The sequence below is a fragment of the Sphingobium sp. TomMM7A genome, assembly GCF_055397305.1.
Genome location: NZ_AP027311.1, coordinates 1,394,917 through 1,420,420, shown reverse-complemented (window position 1 = coordinate 1,420,420; position 25,504 = coordinate 1,394,917). Strand labels below are relative to the sequence as shown.

Here is a 25,504-nt window from a genome sequence, read left to right as displayed (position 1 = left end):
ATGCGGGCCGCGATCTTCCAGATGACGAGCGGGATTGATCCCTCCGCGAATGCGGCCGCCATCGTCGAGATGGCGGGACGCGCGGCCGAACAGGGCGCGGACATGCTGTTTACGCCGGAAATGGCGGGATATCTGGATCGGAACCGTGCGCGGGCTGCGGATACCCTGCGCAGTGAGGCTGACGATCCGGTGCTAAACGCCGTTCGCGAGGCGGCCGCTCGGCATGGCCTGTGGGTGCATCTTGGTTCCTTGCCGCTCAAGGAAGAAGGTGGCGATGGCCGCTGGGTCAACCGCAGCTTCATGATCGATGACAAGGGCGGCATTCGGGCGCGTTACGACAAAATCCATCTGTTCGATGTCGATCTGGCGACCGGGGAAAGCTGGCGGGAATCGTCGGTCTATCGGCCGGGGGAAGAGGTGGTGGCGGTCGATACGCCTTGGGCAAGGATCGGATTGTCGGTCTGTTACGACATGCGCTTCCCCGACCTTTACCGCGCCTTGACCAATGCAGGCGCCACGATGTTGCTGATGCCTGCCGCGTTCACCGTGCCGACCGGGCAGGCGCACTGGCATGTCCTGCTGCGCGCCCGTGCGATCGAAGCTGGGTGCTTCGTGATCGCGGCGGCGCAGACCGGCCGCCACGAGGACGGGCGCGAAACTTACGGGCATAGTCTGGTCATCGATCCTTGGGGTGAGGTCTTGCTCGACATGGGAGAGGCGGCGGGACTATCCCTTGCCGAGATCGACCTGTCGCGCGTAGAGGACGTGCGCGGGCGCGTGCCTGCGATTGCCAACCGGCGCAACCTTCCAGCGGATGTGACCATTTCGTGATTGTTTTCGACCTCAAATGCGGCGCCCATGGCCATGTGTTCGAAGCCTGGTTCGGATCGAGCGCGGACTATGAGGATCAGGTGGCTCGCGGCCTGCTGGCCTGCCCCATGTGCGGCGATGCGGAGGTGTCGAAGGCATTGATGGCGCCCGCTATCGCCGCCAAAGGAAACAGCCGCCGGGCGGAAGCGCCGGTTGCTACCTCGACCGCGCCGGTGGCCATGGCGGGCGACGAAGGTCGGATGCGTGAGATGATGCAGGCGCTGGCGCAGGCGCAGTCAAAGGTTCTGGAGGATTCGACCTGGGTCGGCAGGGGCTTTGCCGAACATGCCCGCGCCATGCATTATGGTGAGAAGGACCGGGCAAGCATCCACGGCGAAGTGGCGCCCGAGGAAGCCCGCGCCTTGATATCGGAAGGCGTGGAGGTTGCTCCGTTGCTGTTTCCGGTCGTGCCGCCCGAAGCGAAGAATTGACCGCGCCTGCGACGCAGCATAGAGCCGTCACCGGGCACCCGTAGCTCAGCAGGATAGAGCATCAGATTCCTAATCTGAGGGCCATGGGTTCGAATCCCGTCGGGTGCACCACACATTCTCCTATTCGGAAGAGTTCTGGGGCGGCTATGCGTAGGGCCCTGAGAATCGCGCAGTTCTGCGCGCTTTGGGGCACCTGCCCGAAAATCGTGGGCCACTGAGACGTTGTTTTGTCGCCCTTGCTCACGAAAAAGGCCTCGTGTCTCACGAGGCCCTATTGAGTGTCCCACGATTTTGGAAGGTGTCTAAAAGCCGAGGAGCTTACGCTGATCTTTCCAGTCAAGCGGTATGCTCGGCTGTTTCATCAGCGCACGCGGAGTGAGCGAAGGCGGCTGGCGCCCTTCCACGATTGCACCGATAATGTCGGGCGCCAGGAATGCAAGCCGTGCAACGCGTTCAACTTCGCGGTCTGCGGGAGCGCAAGCGATGCCGTCGAATAGCTTCTGCCTTGCCGCTTCCGCCTTGCGGAGGAGCGCAACAAGGTTGGGATCAACTCGGGGTGGAAATTGCTCTTGTGAACCGAGCACGAGCTTGAGATTGCGTCCGCGCCGATCTGCCATGGTGGGAATGATGATCGTCATGCGGATGCCGTCATCCATTGAAGCAGGGACCTCACCATCGAGCAGCGCAACGAGTCTGCGCTGACTGATAGATGCGTCGATCCCGTCGGGATGAACGATCACGCTTAAATCCATTGCCAAGAAATGCTGCCGAACCTTGACCCTTGCCGCCTGCTGCAACGTCGATGCCAAGGACCGACTCATCTCAAGCCGACGATGAAGCGCGCGCGCATCGGCCTGTGGGAGGGAGAGGATGGTAGGCTGATCGACCAGCAGATTGGTTAGCGCAGAGATGGTCGTTCGCTCCAGCTCAGCTGACGGCAAGCGCAGAGCGGGCGCTTTTGCAGCTGCGCCATCGACCGCCGAAGCCATGTTTGACACATAGTAACGGTAACGCCGCTTGGCCTTGACCGCATGGCTGGGCGACATCGGCCGGTCGATATGGTCTCGGATCAGGCCGGTGAGTAGGCTGTTGTGCTGGCTGTTGCCGTTGTCGCGGCGCGTCCCGATGCTGTCTGCCCGTTTGGCCTGCACCGCATCCCACAGTGCCTGATCAATGATCGCGGGATGTTCTCCATCATAGAGCTGATCGCGATGACGGACCTTGCCGATATAGACTGGGTTGGCGAGCAGATGATAGAGCGGCCCCCGCACAAAGAACTGACCTCCCCGCGTTGTTCCGTCGCGCATGAGCTGGCGTTTGGTGACGATGCCTTCTTCCTTCAGCCGCTCCATCAGCACCAGGACCGAAGGGACGGCAAGATACCGCCGGAAGATATGCCTGACCGTTTCTGCCTCAGCAGCGTTCGGAACCAGCTTGCGATCGACCACATCGTATCCGAGGGGCACTGGGCCACCCATCCACATACCCTTGGCCTTGGACTGCGCGACCTTGTCCCTGATGCGCTCGCCGATCACCTCGCGTTCGAACTGCGCGAAGCTGAGCAGCACATTAAGCGTGAGCCGCCCCATGCTGGTGGTGGTGTTGAACTGCTGAGTGACCGACACGAACGAGGCGCCCGCCGCATCGAACACATCGACGATGCGGGCAAAGTCATTAAGGCTGCGGGTCAAACGATCGACCTTGTAGACGATGACGATGTCGACCTTGCCCGATTGCATGTCAGCAAGCAGCCGCGCGAGGGCAGGGCGCTCCATGCTGCCGCCCGAGTAGCCCCCATCATCATAGAGGGTGGGGAGCACCGACCAGCCCTCGCTCTTTTGGCTCAGCGCATAGGCCTCACAGGCCTCGCGCTGCGCGTCCAGGCTGTTGAATGCCTGATCGAGCCCTTCCTCGGTCGACTTTCGGGTGTAGATGGCGCAGCGCAGGCGCTTCTTTTGCGTCATGGCTTCACTCCGAAGAAGCGAGGTCCGGACCAATGCGCGCCGGTGATGTGCCGGGCGACGGCGGAGAGCGACGCGAAGCTCTGCCCCCTGTAGCTGCAGCGGCCTTTGTCTTCCATCAGCACATAATGGCTTGTCCCACCCCATTCGCGCACCAGCTGTGTTCCCGGTGCGAGGACAGGCGTGGCAGCCGTGCGCCCTGTTCCCATGCCCATCAGCCGCTGCCGCATCTTTTCGCCCGCGCCGCCCTGCGCCGCACACTGGGCGTCAAAGGCGAGCGCGCGGGCGAGCAGGCTGGCGGCGATGCGCGGCGGTCCTACCCCATGCATCCGTAGCCATTCCGCCTTGAGCGCCGTCGGCTTCATCGCCTCCAGCTCAGCGATGCGGACTGCAAGCCCACGCATCAGGCCTGGCCGCCAGATGGTAGCAGGCTACCTCGCCGCGCTTGCGCTTGTCGATGGGGTGCCCCTTCTTACGCAGGCCGGTGAGCGCCGCCCGCGTGGTATGTGGTAGCCAGCTGGTGGCGCTGCTGAGTTCATCGAGCGTTGCGCCGCTCGTCCGGCGGAGCATCTCGAGCACCAGGGCGGCCTTGGTGTGGGCGGCAGGCGCGGCGATGGTGGGAGCCGGATCGCCCGTGGTAGGCCGCTCCGGCTCGGGAGTGTTGATCTCGGCCGCCGTCGTCGCGAGATCACCGGCGGGTGCATTCGCCTCTCCCAGCTTCTCCACCTCCGGCTCGTCCGCCTCGACCCCGATCGCCGCGCGGCCGGCGTCGGTGATCACCACCCCGATCGCGCGCCGCCCTTCGGTGCGCCATGCATCGGCGCTCTTCTTGATCGCCACCTCTTGCGCCAAGCCGCGGCGGATCAGGGATTCCACCGCCTTGCGGACGCGCGCGGGTCCCTCGCCGAGTGTCTCGGGCGGCGGCAGCAGGCTGCCATTATCGCGCCGCGCGGCGGTGGCGAGCAGGATCAGCTGGATGTCGGTCAGGCGGACGAGGCTGTTCATGGGTGGTCTCCTGGTTCGGAGCGGCCCAGTGCCGCTCCCACCACCCAAAGCCCCGTGGCGTGTCACCGTCGGGGCGGCGGCCGCTCTTCAGGCCGCGTCTTTTCCATGACCACAGCGTTCGCTTCGTTCGCCAGCGAAGTCGAGGGGAATGTCGAGGATTTGCAAGATTTCTGGCGCCAACAAACGGTGGGCACCGCCGCTACGGCAGAGGCAGCCCATTGGGATAGGTCTGCGTGAACGGCCGATGCTTGGATGCCGGATCCATGGTCAGCAACTCGAACCACTGACCGCCCGTTCCATGACGTTCAACCAGGGCCAGCCAAAGCAAGGGGTCCTCGAACCTCTCGTGCAGCGCGCGGTGGCAGCGCCGGCAAACGGCGTAGGCGGCAAGAGGATCGGCGTAATCCTCATCGTGGAGCCAGACGCAATTGCTCGTGCCGGGATGCTCCTTGGGATCGAAGCTGCAAATCGAACAGCGTGCCGGCCGCTGGAGCGCACCCGAGCCGATCGCGTCGCGCTGCACCGGCAGGGTGGCGAGCCGCTGCTCGGGGCTCCACCCATTATACCAGTCGAGGGTGAAGCCACTCGCCATTATGGCCGCTTCACTTCGATCCGCTGGCCCGTGGCGGTCTCGAAACTCCAGGCGGCCACGTCGCTCTCGAGCAGCTTGCCCATCGCGGCGCCCATGCCCGCCAAGCCGATGCCATTGGCGCGGGTGAGGAGCATGCCGGGAGACAGGCCAGGGGCGTGGCCGGGCGTATCGGCAGCGCTCACGACATAGGCGCCTTCGGGCATCGGCCGGATGGTGAGGCCAAGGCTAGCGATCGTCAGCTCGGTCGGCTCCATCTGGCTCGCGGGCTGGAGCGCGCCTTTGGCGATCATGAGTCCGCACCAATAGTTGACGACGGTCTTGGGATCCTTCTGGCCGATATCGGCGATGCTAACCTTCCCATGATCGATGACGGTCAGGAACTGGAACACCGCGCGGCCATCCACCGGCTGATCGGTGCGGAGCAAGCCACAGGTCATATAGCCTCGATGCGTGCCCTTATGCCGCCAGTTGCCGGCAATATAGGCATAGGGCCACTCGATCTTCCATGCTTCGGGATTGGGGAGCTGTGCCCTCAGAGCAGCGTCACCCAGCGCCTTATAGTCGCTCCAAACCGGTTGAGGGCCCAGCACATAATCATTCTTCGCCTCCGCCGGCGAGATTGTCCCCGCCGCAGCCATCACCGCAGCGTAGACCGCAGATTTCCAGTGTGTCACGATTGTCCCCCTAAATTGATCATCTTGCCCCCGATGATGCCGAGGCTCGCCTTTGGTCCTGCCGCATCGATGACCTTGATCATCGCCTCGCCCATAGCTTTGAGGGCAATGGCGTTGATCGTCTCGATCACCATGCCTGGACGCAGCCCCGCTTTTTCCGCCGCCGATCCCGGCGCAACCGCGCTGACATAGGCGCCTTCCGGCATGGCTTTGAGCGAAAGGCCGGTGGGTGAACTGGGCGGCGTGGCGGCGGCCTCGCTGGGCACCGGCGGCAAGAGTCCGCTCTGGAGCGCGGCCGTGCACTGCCGCGCGACAAAGCTGCCTGGACGATCGTCGATATCGGCGCGCAGCAGCAGATCATGGTCGATCACCACGACGAAGGCCCGATCGCCGGTATAGCCCCCCATATGATTGCGGGCGTTGACCAGGCCGCAGCCGACATAGCCAAAGACCTTCCGTTCGAGGAAGGGCTGATACCCACCCTGGTGATAGCCGCCGAGCCACTGAATCTTGGCCGAATCCGGATCGATGAGCCGGCTGATGATCGCGCGCTGACCCTGCTCGCGGAAGCTCCGCCAATCCGGGGCTGGTCCATAGACATGCGGCGGCTCGGGCTGCTTGGCCATGGCCGTGCCGGATGCCAGAAGCGCGGTCAGCGCGATCGCTTGCGCGAGCCCCTTCATGCGGCGATCTCCTGCCCGAGGCGCTGAAGCCGGGGACGCAGGCTGTTGACGAACTGGTTGGCGGCTTCGCCGAGCCAGGCGCGTTGGATCTCCTCTTGGGCATCCTCCCATGGCAGCGGCGAGGCAGCGTCCGCGCTCAGCACCGGCACCTCGCCCTGGCGCCAGTCAAGGTGCAGGCCGCGGGTCGCGCATTCGGCGTCGATCGCCTCGCGGTCGGCCACCAGCGCCTCGTAAAGCGCCGCGCCCTCGATCCCGGGAAAGCGCACCTGCGCGCCGACCGCGGCCTCGCCGCTGCTGCGATAGAGATTGACATAGAGGCCCTGCGGCAGTGGCAGCCGAATCCAGCCATTGCCGCCACGCCGTGGCGGAGGCTGCCCGGGATCATCGAAGCGGGTGTCGGCGAGGAAGCGCGCGACGAAGCTGTTCCAGCGTCCGCTCGCGTCGGAGGCGGAGCGCGGCGCCGAAGTTCTCAGCGAGTTTGCCGGTTCGACGCCCTGCGTCGGCTCGATCACCAGCCCCGGCACTTCGCTGCGGATGACGTGGCGCTCGATCACCGCGGTTTGCGCCAGCACGCGCGGCTGCATGATGACGTGTTCATGGCCGTCCTCGTCCGCATGGCGGTATTCGGCGATCTCGATGAGCCCAAAGGAAAAGGCGAGCCCTGGCTGATCGCGCAGATATTCACCGATCCTCCGCGTGCCCTCGGCGATGCCGTCGCCCACCACCAGCAGGAGGAAGCGTCCCGCAGCAAGGTCGCGCGTGACCCGGTCGACGAATTCGGCTTCGCCCAGCATGCCGCCTGCCTCTTGGGCGAGCTGAAACAGCACATTGCCCTGGCGGCGCGTCGCGATCGAGACCTGCCGCTGCAGATCCTCATAGGCAAAGCGGCTGAGTTCCCGGGCATAGTCGAGGATCTGCCCGACCACTTCGCGTCTCGCTTGCGGGTTGCGCCAGAGCTTGCACTCAACCACCACCAGCCGGCCATGCTCGTCCATGAGAAGCACATCGATAAAGCCGACGCCGGGGATCGATAACTCTCGGGTTATGGTAATCAGCCGACCGTAGCTCGGGTCAAGGTCGTGAACCGGCAATATGCTCGGGTGTGTGGCGATCAAGTCGCGGAGCACTGCCTCTCGCCTGGCCTCCCCTTGCGCCACACGAGGAACGACGCGCGCTCCTTCTTCATCGATCATTACCAAAGTCATGGCCGCGCCTCCCTGTCGACAATCAGTGACGGGACAAACGCTTCGTCAGCGAGGCAAGTCAAGGCAAATGTCACTGATCGTCTGTAGATCGATTGACGACATGCCGTCTTTAAGATCGATGTGGATATTCAGGCGCGCCTCGGTCTTAATGTACGCCGCCTTCGCGAAGCGAAGGGCTGGAGCCAGGAAGATTATGCCGATCGCGCCGGCATTCACCGCACCTATGTCAGCGACATTGAGCGGGGACGGCGCAATCCCACGATCACGGTGGTCGAGAAGCTCGCCGGCCCCTTCGCCATTCCGCCCGGTGATCTCCTCAACGGATAGCGTTGCCGCCTGAGCCGGCTAAGCTGGGTCTGGACTTCCATGGCACTAGTGGCCTTCGTGATCCTGAGGTGAGGCATGGATGACGAGCAAGCAGAACTGATATCTCGACTTTATGCGCTGCTGACCGCGCAGCTGGAAGATGGCGCGACGCTCGCCCTGCAAGGGCAGCGGCGGCAGATGCTCGCTGATCAGCATGAACGCGCGGAGGCATTGGAAGCGCAGGTGCGTGACGCTTACACAATGGCTCGGGCGTTGGTGATCCTCACGCGCCCGGGCGAAATCATTGCAGGCGGGGGTATGTCGCAGATCAACTAGGCTGACCTGCCTGTTTGCCAAGGGCGCTCGCGATCATGGCCGCAAGCGTCTCCTCTGCACGGGCGCGAACGGCCCCATCCTTTGCAGCGAGATCATGCCGGATCCATTCCGCCATGCGCTCGACCACGGCCAGTATCGCTTTTGTCGTAGCGTCGTCCATGCACGCGCTATGCAATGTGGAAAGTGGACGGGCAAGAACTGTCCGCAGGTCTGAGAGTAAGCCTAGTTTGGGCAATTGGCGAGAAATGTCTATCCGCTTGCGGCAGGGACGGGGACGAATGCGCCGGACTGGTCCAGGAACGTCACAGGTCCTGATCCGTTTACCTAGCGTAATGTGTTGGGAGATGTGCGATGATTTGGACCCTCCTTCTTATTCTACTCGTTCTCTGGGTACTCGGCGCATTTGTCGTGCCGGTTGGCGGAGGCCTTATACATTTGCTGCTTGTACTGGCGGTGATTGTCCTAGTTTATCAGTTGGTTACAGGTCGAAGGGTTTAGCATAGGTCGTTCAGCTCGCAGGCTCCGGCAAATGCCTAGGCTCCACTAGGCTTGCTGATGTAAGCCGCCGAGTTGAACGGCAGGCAGGGGGACATGTACGAACCCGCTGGCGCGGGATCGGCGGCTGGATATAGGGCAGTCCTGACCCGTTAAGATTGCGCTTTGGTTGAGCGTTGCCGGGCACAGGCAGACCATCGCGACTCCTTTCAGCCAAGGAGTCGAACTATGATTGATCCCGTCTTGGAAGTGCCCGCCAGTCCGCTGCGTCAGCGCATGATCGATGACATGAATATGCGCGAATTCACGCGTGAGACCCAGCGCAACTATATCCGCGATGTCGCGCGGTTTGCCGCCTATCTTGGGCGCCCTCCCGATACAGCGGCGGCAGAAGACCTACGCCAGTTTCAGATCGACCAGCGTGAGATCGGGGTCGGCGCCCCTACGATGAACAGTATCGTCTCGGCGCTGCGTTTCTTTTTCACGCATACCATTGACCGGCCCGACCTTTCCCGCAAGCTTTACAAGGTCAGGCATCCCCGTTCGTTGCCTGTCGTGCTGAGTCCTGAAGAGGTCGCCCGTGTGCTCCAGGCAACAACATGCCTGAAGCATCAGGCGGCTATGTCCGTTGCCTATGGGGCGGGCCTGCGTGCCGCTGAGGTGACGATGCTCAAAGTCCGCGACATCGATAGTGAGCGCATGTTGATCAGAGTCGAACGGGGGAAAGGCGGCCGGTATCGTAATGCGATCCTCCCCGCCGATCTGCTCGCCCTGTTGCGTGAGTGGTGGAAGGTAGGGCGGCAACAGGGAGTTATGCATGCCGACGGCTGGCTCTTCCCCGGCCAGCATTATCTGAAGCCGATGAGTCCCCGGCATCTGCATCGGGTTGTCGTCGAAGCCGCACAGGCGGCCGGTATCGGCAAGCGGGTCGGACCTCACACATTGCGGCACAGTTTTGCCACCCATTTGCTCGAAGAGGGGGTGGATGTTCGGGTTATACAGGCGCTGCTGGGCCACGCGAACCTGAGCACGACCGCCCGCTACACCAAAGTTGCGACCCGAACGGCGCGCGCTGTCATCAGTCCGCTCGACCGCCTGGCAGTGCTCGCTCCGAAACAGGCGGCGCCCGACGGCTGAGCCGTTGCGCCCGTCACTCGAGGTTGCCGACATCTTCCGCACTGCTGGTCCTGCCTATCGGGACACCCATGCCGGGCATCTGAGCTACGTCCAGCTCAAGGTCATGACGGCGATCGAAAACTGTCGCACCGCTGCCCTGGGCGGCCACGTCGAAGCCTGCGAAGACTGTGGGCATTGGCGGATCGCCTACAACAGCTGTGGAAATCGGCACTGCCCGAAATGCCAGGGCCGCCGCGCGCACCTGGCTGGAAGAGCGTAAGGCCGACCCGTTGCCGGTTGGCTACTTCCATGTGGTCTTTACGCTGCCGACTGAGGTCGCCGATATCGCGTTCCAGAACAAGGCGCTCGTCTACGATCTGTTGTTCCGCATGGCTTCGGAAACGATGCTGACGATCGCAGCCGATCCGAAACATCTTGGCGCGCGTATCGGTATCACCGCCGTGCTGCACACATGGGGATCCGCCATGACGCACCATCCGCATGTCCATATGATCGTGCCGGGTGGCGGCATTGCGCTGGACGGGACGCGCTGGATATCCTCGCGCCCCGCGTTTCCTCCTCCCTGTGCGAGTTCTGGGCGCGCTGTTCCGCCGGCTCTTCCTTACCCGGCTGATACAATTGCACCGCACCGGCAAGCTCGCCTTCTTCGGAGCCCTGGCCGGCCTCGCCGACCAGCGCGCCTTCCTGCCTCATCTGGCACCGGTCAGAAAGAAGCGCTGGGTGGTCTATGCCAAGCCACCCTTCTCCGGTCCCGAGGCCGTGCTGGCCTATCTCTCGCGCTACACCCATCGGGTTGCTATCTCGAACCGGCGTCTGGTCGCGTTCGACCGTCAGGACGTCACGTTCCGCTATAAGGATTATCGTCGCGCCAGCGACGAACGACAGAGCATCATGACGATCAGCGTCGACGAATTTATCCGCCGCTTCCTGCTACACGTCCTGCCGCGCGGGTTCCATCGCATCCGCCACTACGGCCTGCTCGCCAGTTCCTCGCGCAAAACCAGTCTCGCACGTGCCCGCGAACTGCTCGACATCGCCCCGCCAACACCCGACGAGGCCGCTCCGGAAAACCCGGTCGACCTGCGCCCACCCTGTCCCTGCTGCGGTGGGCGCATGATCATCATCGAGGCCTTCGAGCGCTGGCGACAGCCCCGGCCGCCGCCGTTCCCTGCATTACCGACCCGGGAGGTTGCGCCATGATCCGGCATGGCATGACAGTAATGATGCTCGTGGGCACTGTGCTCTGGGGCGAAAGACTCCCTGCGCTGTTTGCCTATACCGTGTCCCTATCGATGCTGTTCACCGCTGACTCTTGCCCAAAAAGCTGTTGCAGCCGGTGGCGATATCGCCCGTCCGCACCGATCGGCGGCGGCTCCATAGCAAACCGGCGGCTCCTTAGGGCTGTCCGAATAACGAAATCCTCATAGACCTTCGCCAAGCCACCGCGGGTCGTACATGTCAGGCTTTCGTACGCCTGCCGGCGCCCGAAACCCATCGACTTTCGCGACAGTCGGGTTCGGAGCGCGACAGCGTCGGATTCGACGGTCGCGTGAGAGCGGGCCGACGTCTGTTCGCGCCTTCAAAGCTGGCGTTCCTGGGGACGGATCATGCCATCGAAACTTGCCGTTCGTTCACGGATATCTCGGCGGGGACGATCGACCATCGTTGGGACTTTGCCGCCGTTGGCAAGCGATAGGTCAGAGGGCAGCTCTTGTCAGAAGCCGGCGTTGAGCGATCGTTTGGCCGGCAGGATGACAGAAGGTGTCGACCATCCGCAGGGGTTCGCAGCCGTTGACAAACCCCACCGGCCATTCAACAGTTCCGACCCACCATGTCGTCGGCTTCGGCATCAGTATCGCTGTAGCGACGTACGCCGGGGTAGCCTTGCCGATCAGAGTCGCCAATCCGCACAAGGCACTCTCAACCTAGCACTATTTTCCCTCTCCACTTGCCCTGATCCAGCCGACCAGTCCAACGTCAGGCATTTCCCGCAGGCGCGACAGCAGCGCCCCCTGCCGCGGCGAGCGGCCGGAAGGCAAACTGGGACTCACACTTAGCGTGTGCGCAGACTGGTTTGTTCAGACCGTACGGCCGCTGATATTTAGTGCGGCCACACACGCATTCGAATTGACCGCGGAATGCTTTGAATTCGTCCCAGCGCGTCTTCTCGTCGCCGATCGAGCCATCGCCATAGGGCGCGTCCTGGAAGTGGCTGCCGAAATTCTCGATGTCGCCCTTCACCAAGCTGGTGATGAAGCGGTTGTTGACCCCGGGCACGTCGGCCGGCGTTAATTTGATATCGCTGAGGAAGCCACCGATCGCTGAGGCCAGTTCAGATCTTTCGTAGGAATAGGCTTTCTCGAGCTGGCGAATGCGCACGTTGACGCCGAAGCCGCGAGCGATGCCAAGCAGCCATTCCTCCTCGGCCTGACGCATCTCGTTGGCCGCGGATTCTCCTGCCGCCCAGCGATCGGCGATCATTTCGTCCGTCACCTTATGGTCGGCGAAGCGCGGACCATAGGCCGGGTCTAGCCCGATGATGCGCGTAAACTGCCAGTCTTTCGCCGCCAGCTGATCCTTCAGGTGATTGAAGAACCGCTCGTCATGAGTGACGAGGATGATCTGGCAATCGGTGAACATCTTGGCGAGCAGCGCGCCGATCGCGCGGCGATGGTCGGCGTCATAGGAGGTAACGACATCGTCGAGCGCGATCACCGGGGCGGCGCTGTTGAACTTCTTGATCGCCGCGAGGCGCAGCGCCAGCGCCACCGAGTGAATTTGGGAGTCGCTCAGATAGCCGCCCGGCGCAACGCCCTGACGATTGTCGGCGAAGTCGATGACCAGCTGCATGCGCTGCTGATTGGTATCGTCCTCTCCGGGCAGCTCGAGCCGGATCGGCCTGGCCTTGTCGCCCTGGATTTCCTTGTAGATGTCGTTCATCGGCGCTTGGAGGGTGTCGAGCAGCGACTGGACCTTCTCGCGAATCCTGCCCGAGACGAGCGTGGCCTGGGTGCCGAGCGCCTCGTGCAGCGCGGTGAGTTCCTCGATCGTTCGCGTCGCCAGCGCAACATCCGTCTCGAGCTTCAGCAGGCGGTCGATGCTCGCCTTGGCCTTCACCCAAGTATGTTCGCCCTGCTTGTCCTCGATGTCGGCGATGTCCTGGTCGAGATCGGTAAGGCGCGCCTCCAGCTCGGCGGTGATAGCGGCGGACGCAGGGGCGGCGGCGGCCGGCCACGCGGCAACCCCGGCCTGATACGCTATGAGTGCTGCCCTGAAGCCGTCGGGATCATCCTGGGACAGATGATCGATCATAACGGGAAGCCGCGCGATCAACTGGTTGTGCGCTTTCGTGCCGGCCTTGTCGGCGTCGTCGAGCGCGGTTTTGGCGTCGTTGTAGCTTTGCAGATCGTCGAGATGGGTCTTCAGAAGATCGCGGATCGCGGGGACGCTTCCGGCGGCGGTATCGCCGATCGCCGTCGCGCAGACCGGACATTCGTCCAAGGCGGCTGCATCGTCGGCGAACAGTTTCTCGGCCTCCTTCCATACCGACCGGAAGACAGTGCCCGCTGCCTTGTCGCGTTCATCGGCCTCGGTATCCGTAGCATCTGCCAGCACCGCCAGCGCTTCGTCGAATGCGGCAATGGCACCCGAATGTTCGGGGCCGCCGCCGTCCTCGGGCACGGTCTTACGCCACAGCGCGATAACCGAGTTGCGGACCTGTCGCAGCCCGGCGAGGCCGACGCTCTTTTCCTCGGCCGCGACACGTTTTCCAATATCGACATAGCCGGCGTCCGCAGCATCGAGCGCCGCCATCGTCAGCGCGGGGTCGAGCGGCGCAATGACGTTCGTGTTGACGAAGTCGAGCACGGCAGCGTCGTTCCACGCCTGCACGGCTTGGGCGGTCTCGGTGCGCAGCTGCCCGGCGAGACGAACCTGTTCGGACGTACTCTCGGCAGCGGCCTTGACCTCGCGGCGCAGCAGCCGGAGATTCTTCTGGACCTCGACCAGCGGCGAGAGCTGCAGCCAGCTCACCACGTCGCTGTAACGGGTCTCCGCCTTATGCTCCTCGACGAAGGTGCGCAGCGTGTAACCGCGGATGATCGGCGCGACAACGAGCCCGGCCTTCATCGCGGTGGCCGCTGCATGGATCGGACGCGGATTGCCGACCGCCGTGCGGCTTCCCGCGGTGGTGGCCTTGCCGGTGATAGTCGTGAAGTTGACCACTGGCGCGATCCCCGCCGCCTGCGCGCCATTATGCACCAGCGCGGACGGGCCGGCCTGGTTATTGAGCGCACGTTGCCCAAGCCGGTCTAGCGTGCCATGTTCGGAGAAGAGGAATTCGAGCGCATCGATGATACTCGACTTTCCGAGGCCGTTGGGCGCGAAGATCGCGAGGCTCGGCTTCTTGCTGAAATCGAAAGTCTTGGGCTGGAGATAGGCGCGAAAGCCTTCGAGCGTCAGCGAGTGGAACAGCGTCGGGTCAGCCATTGGTCTGTTCCTCGGCGGGGGCCGCACGCTCGGCAGCCAGCGTCAGGATCGCCGCCTTGGCATTAGCGATAACATTGTCGTGCGGCGTGACGGTCAGCAGATGATCCGTCAGGATCGCGGCCAAATCGGCATCGACATCATCGGAGGCCTTGAGCGCAGCGGCGACGCCGGTCAGAAAAACTTCTGGCGTTTCCAACACATCCGTTTCCGGCGCGGCAAGGGCCGCGATCATGTCGAGCGCCACCGCCTCCTCGGGTGCTGCGTCCACGTTCACCGATCCCCTCCTCAAACCTGCCCGCGAATCCATCGTGTCAGCCCCGTGCCGCCCATCCACGTCGACCGCGAGACTAGCCAAGTAGAACCGAAGCGAAAACGATTAATCACGACATCACGCCGGTTCGGATTACTACCGGCAGCACCATATGCACAGCGTCGCGATACGTATAGGAGTCGGGCCGTGGCTGGCGCGCTTAGCGCCCAGCCAGATCTGGTGGCAACGTGCGGGATCTGTACCTAATTGACCTACAGTTTCGAGACTCTCTCCCCTGCCGATTTCGAGGATCTCGTACGCGATCTAATCGGTTGCGAACTTGGCGTCCGATTTGAAGCGTTCGGGCCAGGTCCGGATGGCGGCGTCGATGGCCGACATGCGACCGGCGGCGAGACGGTGATCCTCCAGGCTAAACATTATCGCCTGTCTGACATGGCGGCGCTCGTTCGCGTGATGAAGAAGGAACGCGACGCGATCGACCGGCTTGCCCCTGACCGATACATCCTTGCGACGTCGCGACCGCTGACCCCGGACAACAATGCCGTCCTCGCAGAAATCGTCGGACCATCGTTAACATCGAGCGATGATATCTTCGGATGCGAAGATCTGAACGGCCTGCTCCGCAAATATCCCGACATCGAACGCAGTCACGTCAAGCTGTGGCTCTCCGGGGCCGGTGCGCTCGACCGTGTGCTTAACGCAGCGTCGCACAACTTTACGACGATTACGCGCCAGGAGATCGAGGCGAAGCTACGGGTTTATGCCGAGAACCCGAGTTTCAAGTCCGGGCGAGACATTCTGGAAGGTCAACGCGTCCTCATCGTTTCTGGTCCGCCCGGCGTCGGCAAGACAACGCTCGCCGAGATGCTGTGCTACGCGTACATCGCGGAAGAATGGGAACTTTGCCCAATCCGCAATCTCGAAGAAGGATTTGCGCGGATCGACGACAGCAAGCGGCAGATCTTCTTTTTCGATGATTTCCTCGGCAGGATCGCGCTCGACGAGCGCGCGTTGTCGACGCAGGATTCCGATCTCGCCCGCTTCATCAGCCGCGTCCGGCGAACGCCTAGTGCGCGATTCATCCTGACGACGCGAGCCTATATCTACGAACAGGCGCGGCTTCTCTCGGAAGCGCTTTCAGATACCAAGCTTAACGTGTCGCGCTACGTCCTGGACGTGGGCATCTACACCCGGCGCATTCGCGCGCGCATCTTCTATAACCATTTAGTGGTAGCAGGCGTGCCTGAAGCGCTTATCGCGGCGCTGATCGAGAAGAAAGCGATCAAGAAGATCGTCGATCACAAGCACTACAATCCCCGTATCATCCAGTTCATGACCGAAGCGGATCGGATCGCCGACACCGATCCCGAACGTTATCCCAAAGCGTTTCTCGATACGCTCAAGGACCCTGATCTCATCTGGGACAAGGCGTTCCGCGCCCACATTACGCGGCGCTCGCAGCACCTGCTTATCGCCCTGTTTCTGATGTCCGAATACGGCTCCGAGATCGAAGATCTCGAGGAAGTGTTCACTGGGATTCATCCAGTTCTGTGCGGGAAATTCGGTGTGCCATACGACCCGAAGGACTTCGATGGCGCGCTTCGCACTGTGGAAGCGAGCTTCGTCGTGATTTCCGGAACGACGGTGCGCTACATCAACCCCTCGGTTCGTGACTATCTCGCGCGCTATCTGAGTGACAAAGCTTTGCTATCCGTGCTTGCCGATGGCGTGCCCACGCTGCGAAGTGCGCGCAATCTCTTTGATCATTTCATAAAGCAGCCCGGTCCTACCAATGAAGGGATCGCCACCTTCGTTTCCAGATTCGTTCGCCTCTGCGAGCGCTTCGTCACCGTGGAGGTGTGGAAGCGCATTCCAGGCGAAACATATCGTTCGCGCATGTATGAGCTATCGAACTCGGACCGCATGGATCTTCTCGTAAATTGGTGGCGGCTTTCGAACGCCGAGCCTTTCATCGCGGCAGCGCAGACGATCGCCGACAAGGGTCGTGCCGCCCTTTCCCCGTGGGAAGACGGGAGGAAGCTGCCGGAGATTCTAGCGGGACTGCGTGCAGCCCAAGCTTTAGGCGAACCGACACCGCCCGAACTGATCGACGCTGTCCAGGCCGGGGTTTCTGGTTTGCTCGCGACCGATCTTGATCCGGACGACATCACCCGCATTCTTGCGGCTGCCGACGACCATGAAGGTAGTCTGCCGCCCGAGCTTTTCGCAGAGATCGAAGGCGCCACGCAGCGGATGATAGAGGAACTGCCGGATAATCTCGGCCATATGGATTCGGAATCCACGCTGGAGGACTGGTGCAAGACGATCGAAAAACTCGCCGCTCGATTCCATGCCGATCCGCGCATCGTCGAGCGCGCCCATGCCGCCCTCGAGCAGCGAACTACGCAATTGCGCGAGACTGAGGCTGAGGACACTGAGGCGAGTTTCACGGGGGCTGCGGATCTGCCGAGCGACAAATTCGACGATGCCGAATTGGCGAGTCTATTCGGATCGCTCGGTGCGTCGACCGCTGCCATGAGCGCGGTGGACGACGACGATCTGGGTGATCTCGACGACATACCGTTCTAGCGCCGCGAGACTGCGGAAAGACCGACTTACGCATCTATTGCACAATATACCCAGCGACCCCTAGCAAGGAGGAGAATCTCCTTATCCGCCAAGAGGCCTGAACGAACAGCGGCTTCTGTCAAGACCTTCGCAGCGGGTGACCTGGAACGACCGGCTCTGGTCGTTGTATACCAATGCCAGGTCGTCAGGTGCGTCGCTTAATCGGTGCCTTGGTCGATTTTCCGGATTTCGCTGTGCTCGACTTGCGCTTGGCGCGCGCGACCGCGCGCTTGTCCTTTAGCGGAACCACACCGGAGACATCGATCGCGCACAGGATCGGTTGCGGACCGGTTGCGGCGCTTTCGCGGATCGCCCCCGCGCGCGCATAAAGATGGTCCATGACAACGGAGAAGGGAACGAGCGGATCGCTTGGCGCGATTTCCCAGCCGCCCGGGCGCGGGTGCTGGTGGACGAAGAGCAGGATGCCGTGGCGCGCTGTTTCATGGCGAAGATATTGCCCGCAAAGCTGAACTTCGAGCGCCGTTTCCAACTGCTTGACCGAAAGACCGTCCACCACCTTGATCTCGACCGGCAGGTCGACGCCGCCATGCCGGCTTGTCAGCGTGATGTCGGGTTCCTTCTCGTCCGCGAAATGGGTTTCGCGCTGAACCGTGTAGGCTTCCTTGCGCTGCTCCTCGAGCTGGGTCGCGACCCATCGTTGGACCGCATTCTCGTCGGCCAGTCCCTGCAGCGTATCGCCCTGCGCGAACTTGCCGTGAAGAAGATCATGCTCGATCGCCTCGAGCCTGCGCCGCGCTATCAACTGCAGATCTTCCGTCGTGCGCGGCGCGCGATCGAAACTCTTCTCGAACACCACCACGTCGGACGGCAGCCAGGCGACCAGCTCCGAATTCACCTCGGCATGCCGCTCGGCGTGGATGCGCAGATGCTGGGGTTCGATCGGAAAATTAGGGATCTCCGCCATGCGCCGGATCGCGGCCTGTGTGGCTTCGCCGGGCGTCTTCAGCAGCCTGTCGAAGATCATATTCCGCGCGTCCTGCGCCTCATCGCGCAATCCCGGCGAATAGACCTTGCCGTTCGCGCGCACGATGTCGTCCGCGGGCCGGACACCCTCGAACGCGATGATGAGCAATTGCTCGAGCCGCTCAGCGGAAAGAGGCAGCGGCGGTGCCACGTTGCGATTGAACCGGCCACCGAACAGCCGCGGCAACAAGGTGCAGCACAAGGCTGCTTGGTCCTGACCGTCGAACGTGCTCATTTTCTCGCGCAGCCGGTCGACGGCGCGATCACCCTCCAGCGCGAAGAGAAGCAGCAGATAATAGGCTGCGACCACGGGGTCGGTCGCCGCCGTCGCGCGCGCTTCGGCCAGCTCCGCCAACCCCACGAACGGGAAAGGCTGCGCCTGGATCAGCACCGAGACGATCTTCTCGAGCACCACGGCCGCCAGATCGTCATGGTCGCGCAGATAATCAATCAGGTCCGGAACCAGCAGCCGGGCAAGCACGTCATCGGCATATTCCAGCCGGTTGAGCATCCCGTGGTCCACCTCATCGAGCCGGTCGAGCTGGGCGCGTGATGCCCGCCACAACACCGAGCGCACCGCCTCGGGATGCGCCTGGCTGAGCGGTACGAGATAGGCAGGAAAGCCGTTGAGCTCGATCACGGCCAGCCGCGCCGCCTGCACGGCGCGGGCCGGATCGAGCTGCTCCGCCCAGTTCGGGACCGTGGTTGCCGCCAGCGACATGCCGGTCAATGCCATGATGTCGAAACTCGTGACCGTGCGGCGCTGGGCGGCCTCTTCGACGGTTCCGACCGGAGTGCGCTTATAGGCGGACGCCATCAAAGCCTCGCCGAAGCGTCTTGTCATCTCCGGCCCGAACACCGGCTCGACCACATCGAGGCTGTCGATCGAGTAGCGCGAGCGGGACTGAGTCCGCCAGGAGAGGAACTGCCAGAGATGATAGAGGCGCGAGTCTACTGTCTCGTCGGTCTGAGGCGACAAGCTGTCGAAGAAGCTCGGATCGTCACGGAGCGTGTTGATGAGCTCGACCCAGCTCTGGTCGCGCGCTTCCGCTTGATCCTCATTGCGCTTCCGCGCCGCCTCGAACCCAGCCATCCGCGACTGCGGCGAGCAGGACACTGCCGCTTGGCACGCGTGCGCAGGTGACCAACAAGGAAACCGGGCAAACAGCTAATGTTCGCATCAATGACCGGGGTCCCTATGCTGAGGGGCGAGTGATCGACCTTACGCAAAAGGCGGCAAAACACATTGGAATTGAACCGACGGAAGGCGTCGCTCCGGTTAGCGTGAAGCCGATCTCCCCAGGGGCAGCATCTGACCGACATTCCTAACATGGTAAGGTCGGAAGTATCCGTTGAGCGCAAAGTAACGCGCGCGACCGGCCGGGCATTGGCCGAACGGCTATGTGGGCGCGCTATGGCAAATCGGCGCGCAGGCAGCATATGGAGCTCGACCGCCTGTTAAAGCGATGACAGCTTTCATAGACGAGTAGCGGGATGTTTATGGTGTTGCGCTGACCTGCCGGGTTCTGCCGATTATCCCATCCACCTGCCATGAGCGTGTCGCACAACGGCGAGATCCAGAACGGCTGTCGATCCCTCCACCGCGTGATACCTGTTTGGACGGGCGCCGCTTCGCACCTGTTACGACCAATGGGCACACACCTACATGTCAGCCATCGCAATTGCTGCCACCGTCAAGTATTTGCGTGCTCGTGCCAGTTGATCCCATCGCTTGCGGCATCAGCCCTTCAGCAGCTGATCGACCTCGGCAGGCCGCAGTTCTGCCTGTAGCTGGTCGCATATGCATTGGTTCGCCGCCTTGTCCGGACGCCAGCGCAGGAAGCGCGTGCCGTGGCGAAAGCGGCCCGCGGTAACTTGGTCATAAATCACTTCCACCACCAGTTCCGGGCGCAGGGGTTCCCAAGCGCTCTCTTCTCCCCGGCTCCAACGGCTTGGGCCACCCGGCGCCTTGCCAGTGAACCCCGATCCGCCTGCGAGTGGTTCAAGCCGCTGCAACATTAGCGGGCGTTCGTAGGCCTTGAAGCTGGAGGTAAAACCGACATGGTTCAGCGCGCCTGCCTTATCATAAAGCCCCAGCAGCAATGAAGCAGCACCACGCTCGTCCCCGGTTCGACGAAAGCCGCCAACGACGCAGTCAGCACTTCGGTAATTCTTCATCTTCATCATCGCCCGCTCCCCGGAGCGATAGGGCAGATCGAGCTGTTTGGCGATTATCCCGTCCAGCGCACCGCCACTGCGTTCGAGCCAGCGCGTCGCAAACTCTATCCGGTCGCTTGCGGGAGAGAGCAACAGCATCCCTGTTCCATTCTTAGCGTAAAAGCGTTCCAACGCCACGCGGCGGTCCCGCAAAGGCGCGCCCATGAGATCGTGATTGCCCAGCGCCAGGCAGTCGAAGAGCATCAGCTGCGCGGGGGTCTCGCGTGACAGGCGCTGAATCCTGCTTTCCGCTGGATGCAGCCGCTGCTGCAGCACGTCGAACGAGAGCGCGCCATTCAGGGGAAGGATCAACTCGCCATCGAGAATATAGCGGCGCTCAGCCGTCGCCAGCAGGGCCTCAACGATTTCTGGAAAGAACCGGGCGAGCGATTTGCCGGACTTGGAGCGGATGTCGGCGCGCTTTCCATCGCGGCCCACCACAGCGCGAAAACCATCCCATTTGGGTTCATATTGCCAGCCGGGCGGCAGGGGCAGTTCAGCAACCAGCCGGGCTTCCATCGGTAGGGGGAGGCGTATCGCCTGATCTTCGCTGGAGGGAGCAGTTGGGCGGGTCATGGTTCCGCCTTTCCGATATCCAGCGTGATCACGACCGGCGCATGATCGCTTGTCTTTTCCCAGGCGCGGGGACGGGTATCAACTTTGGCAGCGACCAGCTTGCGAGCGGCCACCGGGTTCAGCAGGGCATGATCGATCCGCAGCCCGGCATTGCGTTCAAATGCGCCCCGCCAATATTTCCAGAAGCTGTAGATAACCTCGTCCGGATGCAGTTGCCGGACCGCATCGCTCCACCCCTGATCGAGCAAACGCTGATAGGCGGCGCGGACTTCCGGCGCGAATAATGCATCATCGCGCCAGCGGTCAGGAGCATAGACGTCGAGATCGGTCGGCATCACGTTATAGTCGCCTGTCACGATCACCGGCGCCTCAAGCTCGATGAGCGAGGCCAGATGCGTATGTAGCCGCTCGAACCATCGAAGTTTGAAGTTGAATTTGGAGCCTGGACGCGGGTTGCCGTTGGGAAGGTATAGGCAGGCTACGAGGACGCCGTTCACCGCCGCTTCGATATAGCGGCTTTGCACATCATCAGGATCGCCGGGCAAGCCGCGCCGGGTTTCATGAATGGTCCCAGCCCGGCTCAGGATCGCGACACCGTTCCATCGGCTTTGCCCGTGCCATAGCGCGTCATATCCTGCGCCCCCGATCGCTTGCTCTGGAAAGTTTTCTTGGGATGACTTCAGTTCCTGGAGGCAGACAATGTCAGGCGCAGCCAGTTCGAGCCATCGCAACAGCACCGGGAGCCGCCCGTTGACGCCGTTCACATTATAGGTTGCGATTTTCATGGCTCTGAGCAGCTCGACGTTCCGCTGCTCAATTGGTATGATATCCGGCCGGAACGCAGCCTTCCTGGAACAAGAATCAAACCCTTATAAATTCCAGGATTTCGCACTTCGAAGTAGAATCCACACATGCTATTCTCTTGTGCCCGATACAATCGAGAACGTTTGCCGGGTCGCGCCGTTCCTCGCATGTAGATGGGTGCAGCTCGTGCGGGTTGGTTCAATGCTGCGTAGCGCGGTCGACGTATTGGCGTGGGAATTGAGGCTCTTGAAAGGTCGCCAGGAGGCTCGCCCAGCTGGCGTCGCGCGATTCTTTGCCAAGCGCGGGACGGGAGATGAGCCCCGTTATCCCAGGACAAATATCACGATGGTGTCTGTGGTGCCTATTCTATCCGTTGACGATCGTTCCGCCATTGGGGTGCAGGACCTGGCCCGACATGTAGCTTGAATCCTCGCAGGCGAGGAACAGGAAGGCGGGGGCGACTTCATTGGGCTGGCCGGGGCGTCCCATTGGAGTTTTTTCGCCGAAATGTGCGAGCTTGTCTTCGCTAGCGCCGCCGCAGGGATTGAGTGGCGTCCAGATTGGGCCGGGGGCAACGGCATTGACGCGGATGCCGTCCTTGAGCAGATTCTCCGACAAGCTGCGAGTGAAGGCGGTGATCGCGCCCTTGGTGCTTGAATAATCGAGTAGTTCAGACGAGCCCTGATACATGGTGACGCTGGTGCAGTTCACGATGGCCGCGCCCTTGCCCAGATGAGGGCGAGCGGCCTGTGTCAGGAAGAACATGCCGAAGATGTTGGTTTGAAACGTGCGGCGCAGCTGTTCTTCCGTAATGTCGGTGATGTCCTTGTCCGGATGCTGTTCGCCCGCATTATTGACGAGTATATCGAGGCGGCCGAAGCGGTCGACGACCTTGGCCACGGCTTCATCGCAAAACGCCTTGTCGCCGATGTCTCCCGCGATGGCTAGGGCTTCCTGCCCCTCCGCCTCCACAATGCGCGCGGTTTGGTTGGCGTCGTCATGTTCGCAAAGATAGAGGATCGCGATATTGGCACCTTCGCGGGCATAGAGAGCGGCGATGGACCGGCCGATGCCGCTGTCGGCTCCGGTAACGAGCGCGACCTTGCCTGCCAGCCGGCCCGAGCCGGGATAGCGCGGTTCCCATTCCGGCTTGGGTTCGAGTTTCGATTCGTGACCGGGGAGTGAATCCTCCTGGATCATCTTTTCGTAATTTTCGGACATGGCCTTCTCCTTGCCTGTCCAACGTATTAGCCCCAGTCCGGTTCAGCACCTCCGGCAGCAAAAATCTCTCTTACTTCAATATTTCTACCGTCAGACCTCGACGCCACCTGTCAATCTCTAGCCTCATATTAAGGTCTACATCTGCAGGCGCCTTCCGGATCGTGTCGCGCTCGGAAAACCGCTCATAATAGCCATAAGGCGCAGCCACGCCATAACTTGATCATAATGCGCTTCAGATGAGAGCCCGTGCGAAGCTCTCGATTGCGGAAGCGAGGCTTGGCATGATCAAGCCCCGTACACTGGTTAGGGGGGCATGGCGCGGACGGTTTGCAATCCAGCCCATCGCCGAAAGGGGCTGAGCATCGATCCGATGGGTCGGCAAGTTCAGAGCCTCGCCAATTGCCGCCGCGAAATCGGCCCAGGATAGAGCCCCCTGGTTGGCGAGATGCCACAGCCCAGTCTCGTCATCGATGATCAAATCCAGCGTCGCGCGCACCAGATCGGGGACATAGGTCGGCGAGGTAACGCAGTCTGCGATCGCTCGGAACGATCGTCCCTGCCGCAGTGCGTCCACGAGATGCACCGCGAAATTTTGGTGGTCATATGGCGAGAAGAAGGAGGCAGTACGAATGATGAGCGCACGTCCAGCCGCCGCCTGCAAGGCTGCATCGGCGCGCGCCTTGCTCAGTCCGTAGACATTTAGCGGGGCTGGCACGTCGCCTTCGACATAGGCCCGGTCGATCAGGCCATCGAAAACAAGATCGCTGGAAAAACAGGTGTAGTGAATGTCACGGTGAGCACAGGCGCTGGCAAGCGCCATATTGCCTGTAAAATTCGCGGACAGACAGCCCGCCATCTCAACCTCGGCGTCGTCGACGCGCACCCATCCCGCGCAATTGATGACAGCCCAGGGTCGCACCTGGTCAAGTACGCACGTAATGGACGCGAGGTTTTCCAGATCGAGCTGGTCGCGTGCTGTCACCACGTGGCCGATACCGCGCAGTCGGCAGGCGCCGGCGAAAGCTTGGCCCAGCGTGCCCGTGGCGCCGGTGATTAAAAGCGGGGGGCAGCCACCCCCTTCGGAGCCCCTGCCAGGCGATGCCAAAGTCTCATGCCGTCGCCACCAGCCCGCATTTGCCAGCACCGGATGCCGGTGCGTTTGATCGCTCGCCAAGCTGCGGATCAACGGCGCCAGCGCGGTCTCGCGGGGGACATGGCCTCTGACGTCGAACACCCCGCTTTCATAGCGACCATCTGCGCGGGTTAGCAGGCTGTCCCAATCATGAGCGCCAAGCAGGCTCCAAATTGTCACTGCCTCGATCGTTACCCCTTCGTCGCGCAGGCGTGACGATATGTCCCAGGCTTCGACGACCCATCGCATCTGCTCCTCACGGGTACAGCCATTGTGCACCTCCGTGACCGCTATCGGAATCTGATAGCGGTCCCAGCATTCGCGCAGCGCTGCCTCCAATCCGAGGGGATCCTCCATCGCGCGTACCGCTTCAACATCGGCGAGGGGACCATAGGCGCTAACGCCGTGTGTGCTTACCGGATGGAGATCAAGCCGATGGTCGAGAAAACGATCGCTGGTCAGATAATGGTTGAGTCCGAGCAGATCCGGAATGCAGGGTTGGGCGGCAAGCGCCTCCAAACGATCCCCATATCCAAATTCGACAAGGCGTTCCCACAAAGGATGTGCGTCGGTAAAGCGCCCGGCCAGTATGTCCCATGAAGCCCAACGGCGCTGATTATAGAACGCTGCCTGGTCGCGAAGTTCCGGGGTGGCGTCGGTATGTCCAAGATCCTCCGTCTGAATAAGGCGAGCATCCGGATTGACACGACGGATCTCCATCATGGCTGCCCGTACGGCATCCACTTGGTTCAGTAATGCACGCCAGAAAGCGTCCTCGTCGCGCAAATGAGGATACCAGTGACCATAGAGAGCGGAAAAGCGCGCGGTCGTGAGCGGCTCGTTGACTGGGGTCCAGTCGCGCACCCAGGGATAGCGAGCAGCCGCACGTCCCGCGTGCGCGCCGACCCCGGTGGCAAAGTCCGGCGCGAGCAAATTCGTCATGGCCGGGCCGCTGCCATGATGAACGAGACCCAGAATGGGGCGCACGCCCAGGTCGCGCAGCGTCTCGAGCCGCCCGTCATGCCACGACCAAAGCCGCTCGGGGTCGGCCGCACCTGCAAATGTCTCCCATAGAAGCGGATAGCGCAGCGCACTTATCCCTAGTGACGCGAAGCGCTCAAGATCGTCGGTACGGGCGTTATGCCCGCTTAGCCAAGCCTGGTCGAGATAGCGCGCGCCGACGCGATTAATGGTGCACTCGGCTCCGCCCCAGAGCGCGAGCGGTGCCATTTTACTCCCCGGATCGGTCATAAGCGCGAAAAGGGGCAAGCCCTGTGGTGGTTCGTCATGCCGTTCAAAACGCTGTCACGCGGAAATAGAAACGACGCGCTTTAGAAAATCGTCACAACCCGGGTTAATATTCTGTTCAATGAGGGAGCGTCCGCCCTGCAATCGCGTTCTTTGATGCAGTTTCCTCTTTTCTCTTTTTGAAAGCCCCAAAGAAAATGACGCTGATGTGCTTTTCACATCTGCGCTGGAACTTTGTGT

General features: G+C 62.0%; 23 protein-coding genes, 1 tRNA gene, 1 pseudogene and 1 other annotated feature. Of the genes and pseudogenes, 10 read left to right on the top strand and 15 right to left on the bottom strand.

Translation table 11 applies throughout. From position 1 onward, the window contains the following. The 3 genes from ACZ5ZH_RS07170 to ACZ5ZH_RS07160 all read left to right on the top strand — a co-directional run bounded on the left by ACZ5ZH_RS07170 (position 1) and on the right by ACZ5ZH_RS07160 (position 1,412). Positions 1-831 carry a carbon-nitrogen hydrolase family protein gene (locus tag ACZ5ZH_RS07170; protein ID WP_464771046.1) on the top strand — a complete coding sequence of 277 codons (831 nt, stop codon included), beginning with the start codon at positions 1-3 and terminating at the stop codon, positions 829-831. Further along, positions 828-1,301, top strand: a complete 474-nt coding sequence (locus ACZ5ZH_RS07165; RefSeq protein ID WP_464771045.1) for a DUF1178 family protein — start codon at positions 828-830, stop codon at positions 1,299-1,301. The genes ACZ5ZH_RS07170 and ACZ5ZH_RS07165 overlap by 4 nt, the downstream gene beginning before the upstream one ends. A gap of 34 nt (positions 1,302-1,335) precedes the next feature. Further along, positions 1,336-1,412: transfer RNA gene (locus ACZ5ZH_RS07160), tRNA-Arg, on the top strand. Between the two features lie 191 nt (positions 1,413-1,603). On the opposite strand, the gene ACZ5ZH_RS07155 is transcribed toward ACZ5ZH_RS07160, so the two are convergent. From ACZ5ZH_RS07155 to ACZ5ZH_RS07125, 7 genes are all read right to left on the bottom strand, one after another. Further along, positions 1,604-3,265 (bottom strand): recombinase family protein, encoded by a 1,662-nt coding sequence (locus ACZ5ZH_RS07155; RefSeq protein WP_464771044.1) that lies wholly within the window; start codon positions 3,263-3,265, stop codon positions 1,604-1,606. Continuing rightward, the gene (locus ACZ5ZH_RS07150) at positions 3,262-3,666 is read right to left on the bottom strand and encodes a DUF2924 domain-containing protein (protein ID WP_464771043.1); all 405 of its coding nucleotides are present in this window, start codon (positions 3,664-3,666) and stop codon (positions 3,262-3,264) included. Before ACZ5ZH_RS07150 ends, ACZ5ZH_RS07155 begins: the two co-directional genes overlap by 4 nt. After that, the gene (locus tag ACZ5ZH_RS07145; RefSeq protein WP_464771042.1) at positions 3,638-4,267 is read right to left on the bottom strand and encodes a DUF3489 domain-containing protein; all 630 of its coding nucleotides are present in this window, start codon (positions 4,265-4,267) and stop codon (positions 3,638-3,640) included. The genes ACZ5ZH_RS07150 and ACZ5ZH_RS07145 overlap by 29 nt, the downstream gene beginning before the upstream one ends. Positions 4,268-4,466: 199 nt before the next feature. Then, positions 4,467-4,859 (bottom strand): hypothetical protein, encoded by a 393-nt coding sequence (locus tag ACZ5ZH_RS07140; RefSeq protein WP_464771041.1) that lies wholly within the window; start codon positions 4,857-4,859, stop codon positions 4,467-4,469. Beyond that, entirely contained in the window at positions 4,859-5,533 is a 675-nt protein-coding gene (locus ACZ5ZH_RS07135; protein WP_464771040.1) for a hypothetical protein, read from the bottom strand. The genes ACZ5ZH_RS07140 and ACZ5ZH_RS07135 overlap by 1 nt, the downstream gene beginning before the upstream one ends. Beyond that, complete coding sequence (locus tag ACZ5ZH_RS07130) at positions 5,530-6,216, bottom strand: PDZ domain-containing protein (RefSeq protein ID WP_464771039.1); 687 nt, start codon at positions 6,214-6,216, stop codon at positions 5,530-5,532. Before ACZ5ZH_RS07130 ends, ACZ5ZH_RS07135 begins: the two co-directional genes overlap by 4 nt. Beyond that, entirely contained in the window at positions 6,213-7,421 is a 1,209-nt protein-coding gene (locus ACZ5ZH_RS07125) for a hypothetical protein (RefSeq protein WP_464775160.1), read from the bottom strand. The genes ACZ5ZH_RS07130 and ACZ5ZH_RS07125 overlap by 4 nt, the downstream gene beginning before the upstream one ends. Positions 7,422-7,541: 120 nt before the next feature. Here ACZ5ZH_RS07125 and ACZ5ZH_RS07120 point away from each other — a divergent pair, with 120 nt between their 5' ends. Both ACZ5ZH_RS07120 and ACZ5ZH_RS07115 read left to right on the top strand, forming a co-directional pair. After that, a complete protein-coding gene (locus ACZ5ZH_RS07120) occupies positions 7,542-7,748 on the top strand; it encodes a helix-turn-helix domain-containing protein (protein ID WP_464771037.1) in 207 nt (68 codons plus the stop codon). Between the two features lie 75 nt (positions 7,749-7,823). Then, positions 7,824-8,063, top strand: a complete 240-nt coding sequence (locus ACZ5ZH_RS07115) for a hypothetical protein (protein WP_464771036.1) — start codon at positions 7,824-7,826, stop codon at positions 8,061-8,063. Here the strand turns inward: ACZ5ZH_RS07115 and ACZ5ZH_RS07110 are convergent. Beyond that, positions 8,056-8,223: a hypothetical protein gene (locus tag ACZ5ZH_RS07110; RefSeq protein ID WP_464771035.1), complete on the bottom strand. Its 168-nt coding sequence runs from the start codon at positions 8,221-8,223 to the stop codon at positions 8,056-8,058. The two genes, ACZ5ZH_RS07115 and ACZ5ZH_RS07110, sit on opposite strands and share 8 nt — an antisense overlap. 191 nt (positions 8,224-8,414) lie before the next feature. On the opposite strand from ACZ5ZH_RS07110, the gene ACZ5ZH_RS07105 reads away from it, so the two are divergent. The 3 genes and pseudogenes from ACZ5ZH_RS07105 to ACZ5ZH_RS07095 all read left to right on the top strand — a co-directional run bounded on the left by ACZ5ZH_RS07105 (position 8,415) and on the right by ACZ5ZH_RS07095 (position 10,895). After that, positions 8,415-8,561 (top strand): lmo0937 family membrane protein, encoded by a 147-nt coding sequence (locus ACZ5ZH_RS07105; protein WP_464771034.1) that lies wholly within the window; start codon positions 8,415-8,417, stop codon positions 8,559-8,561. A 225-nt stretch (positions 8,562-8,786) separates the two neighbouring features. Then, positions 8,787-9,695: a tyrosine-type recombinase/integrase gene (locus ACZ5ZH_RS07100; RefSeq protein WP_464771033.1), complete on the top strand. Its 909-nt coding sequence runs from the start codon at positions 8,787-8,789 to the stop codon at positions 9,693-9,695. 4 nt (positions 9,696-9,699) lie between these two features. Next, a pseudogene (locus tag ACZ5ZH_RS07095) lies at positions 9,700-10,895 on the top strand (IS91 family transposase). 777 nt (positions 10,896-11,672) lie between these two features. Here the strand turns inward: ACZ5ZH_RS07095 and ACZ5ZH_RS07090 are convergent. Beyond that, positions 11,673-14,183 (bottom strand): AAA family ATPase, encoded by a 2,511-nt coding sequence (locus tag ACZ5ZH_RS07090; RefSeq protein WP_464771032.1) that lies wholly within the window; start codon positions 14,181-14,183, stop codon positions 11,673-11,675. After that, positions 14,176-14,457 (bottom strand): hypothetical protein, encoded by a 282-nt coding sequence (locus ACZ5ZH_RS07085; protein ID WP_464771031.1) that lies wholly within the window; start codon positions 14,455-14,457, stop codon positions 14,176-14,178. Before ACZ5ZH_RS07085 ends, ACZ5ZH_RS07090 begins: the two co-directional genes overlap by 8 nt. Before the next feature lie 243 nt (positions 14,458-14,700). Between ACZ5ZH_RS07085 and ACZ5ZH_RS07080 the strand changes: the two genes are divergently transcribed. Further along, a complete protein-coding gene (locus tag ACZ5ZH_RS07080; RefSeq protein ID WP_464771030.1) occupies positions 14,701-17,043 on the top strand; it encodes an nSTAND3 domain-containing NTPase in 2,343 nt (780 codons plus the stop codon). A gap of 184 nt (positions 17,044-17,227) precedes the next feature. On the opposite strand, the gene ACZ5ZH_RS07075 is transcribed toward ACZ5ZH_RS07080, so the two are convergent. Next, positions 17,228-19,159: a hypothetical protein gene (locus ACZ5ZH_RS07075; protein WP_464771029.1), complete on the bottom strand. Its 1,932-nt coding sequence runs from the start codon at positions 19,157-19,159 to the stop codon at positions 17,228-17,230. Between the two features lie 47 nt (positions 19,160-19,206). Here ACZ5ZH_RS07075 and ACZ5ZH_RS07070 point away from each other — a divergent pair, with 47 nt between their 5' ends. Further along, on the top strand, positions 19,207-19,395 hold the full coding sequence (locus ACZ5ZH_RS07070; protein ID WP_464771028.1) for an RlpA-like double-psi beta-barrel domain-containing protein: 189 nt from the start codon (positions 19,207-19,209) through the stop codon (positions 19,393-19,395). 97 nt (positions 19,396-19,492) lie between these two features. Beyond that, positions 19,493-19,607: a sequence feature (AL1L pseudoknot), on the top strand. 199 nt (positions 19,608-19,806) lie between these two features. Here ACZ5ZH_RS07070 and ACZ5ZH_RS07065 read toward each other — a convergent pair. From ACZ5ZH_RS07065 to ACZ5ZH_RS07050, 4 genes are all read right to left on the bottom strand, one after another. Further along, a complete protein-coding gene (locus tag ACZ5ZH_RS07065) occupies positions 19,807-20,859 on the bottom strand; it encodes an ATP-dependent DNA ligase (RefSeq protein ID WP_464771027.1) in 1,053 nt (350 codons plus the stop codon). Next, complete coding sequence (gene xth / locus ACZ5ZH_RS07060) at positions 20,856-21,644, bottom strand: exodeoxyribonuclease III (protein ID WP_464771026.1); 789 nt, start codon at positions 21,642-21,644, stop codon at positions 20,856-20,858. Before xth ends, ACZ5ZH_RS07065 begins: the two co-directional genes overlap by 4 nt. Before the next feature lie 385 nt (positions 21,645-22,029). Next, complete coding sequence (locus ACZ5ZH_RS07055) at positions 22,030-22,884, bottom strand: SDR family oxidoreductase (protein ID WP_464771025.1); 855 nt, start codon at positions 22,882-22,884, stop codon at positions 22,030-22,032. Positions 22,885-23,116: 232 nt separating this feature from the next. Further along, positions 23,117-25,246 (bottom strand): sugar nucleotide-binding protein, encoded by a 2,130-nt coding sequence (locus ACZ5ZH_RS07050; protein WP_464775159.1) that lies wholly within the window; start codon positions 25,244-25,246, stop codon positions 23,117-23,119. Positions 25,247-25,504 lie beyond the last annotated feature (258 nt).